This is a genomic window from Streptomyces phytophilus (assembly GCF_013870535.1).
GTDB lineage: Bacteria > Actinomycetota > Actinomycetes > Streptomycetales > Streptomycetaceae > Streptomyces > Streptomyces phytophilus.
The window spans coordinates 1-1,295 of the sequence record NZ_JACBXC010001512.1; the positions used below are offsets into that span (position 1 = coordinate 1).

The following is a 1,295-nucleotide window of genomic DNA, read 5'->3' on the forward strand; positions in this document are numbered from 1 at the left end:
GGTCGACCCGGACGCCGCGCTGGACGAACTGCGCCGCGTGCTGCGGCCCGGCGGCCACCTGCTGCTCTCCACCCCCAACCTCGCCGCCTGGTACAACCGCGCGCTGCTGCTGGCCGGGGTGCAGCCGGTGTTCTCCGAGGTGAGCCTGCGCGGCATCCACGGCCGGCCCGGCAGCCAGGTCGTCGGACACCTCCGGCTGTACACGGCCCGTGCACTGAAGGGGTTCCTCGCCGCCTCCGGCTTTACCGTGGAGAAGGTGGCCGGCGCGCCGTACCACGACGTGCCCCGGCCGCTGCGGCCGGTCGACCGCGCCCTGTGCCTGGCGCCGTCGCTGGCCTCGATCCTGCTCGTCCACGCCAGGCGGGAGTAGCCGATGTGGTGGGGGGTTGCCGCGGCGCTGCTGGCGAACGTCTTCATCAGCTGCGGATTCGTACTGGAGAAGCGGGCGCTGTCCGCGCTGCCCGAACTGAGCGTGAAACAGCCGGCCCGCATGGTGCGGGTGCTGGTGTCCAGCCCGCTGTGGCTGGCGGGCTGCCTCAGCCTGGGGCTCGGCTTCGCCGCCCAGCTGCTCTGCTACCGCACGCTGCCGCTGGCCGCCGCGCAGGGGATCCTGGTCTCCGGTCTGGTGCTGCTGGTCCTGCTGTCGTCGCGGTTCCTCGGCGAGCGGCTGAGCGCACGCGAGATGGCCGGGGTGGCGGCGATCCTGCTGTCGCTGGGGATGATCGTGATGTCCCTGGACAAGGAGGCCGACACGGTCAGCACGTCGGCGCCGGCCGGGCGGTTCCTGCTGGTCGCGCTGCCGTCGCTGGCCGCGGGGCTGTGGCTGTACCTGGCGGCGGAGCTGCGCGCCAAGCGGCGGCACCGGGTCCCGACGACGGGCATCGCGTACGGGGTCGGGGTGGGCTTCCTGTACGGGGTCAGCTCGCTGACCATCAAGGGCGTCTCGGGTCTGGTGTCGGGCTCGGACCTGCCCGGCACCGCGGGCGACCTGCTGGCGTCGCCGTACCCGTACACGCTGCTGTTCACCGGGGCGGCGGGGCTCGTGATGTCGCAGGCGGCGCTGCAGCGCTGCCGGGCCTCGCTGATCGTGCCGGTGTGCACGACGGCCAACTGCCTGCACGCCGTCGCCGCGGGCACGTTCGTCTTCGGCGAGCCGCTGCCGGACGACGCGCCGCGGCTGCTGCTGCGGCTGGGCGGGATCGCGCTGGCCGTCTCGGTGCTGCTGACGCTGCCCCGCCACGACGAGCCGGGGCCGGAGGAGCCGCCGCAGGCGGAGCCCACGGACGACGGGACGC

The 1,295-nt window shown here is 74.1% G+C and carries 2 protein-coding genes; both read left to right on the forward strand.

Translation table 11 applies throughout. The features are described from left to right. Positions 1 to 370 (forward strand): methyltransferase domain-containing protein (locus tag H5J30_RS33825; RefSeq protein WP_181791610.1); only part of this gene is annotated, 370 nt, incomplete at its 5' end. A 3-nt stretch (positions 371 to 373) separates the two neighbouring features. Beyond that, the coding region (locus tag H5J30_RS33830; protein ID WP_181791612.1) for a DMT family transporter at positions 374 to 1,295 on the forward strand (922 nt) is incomplete at its 3' end.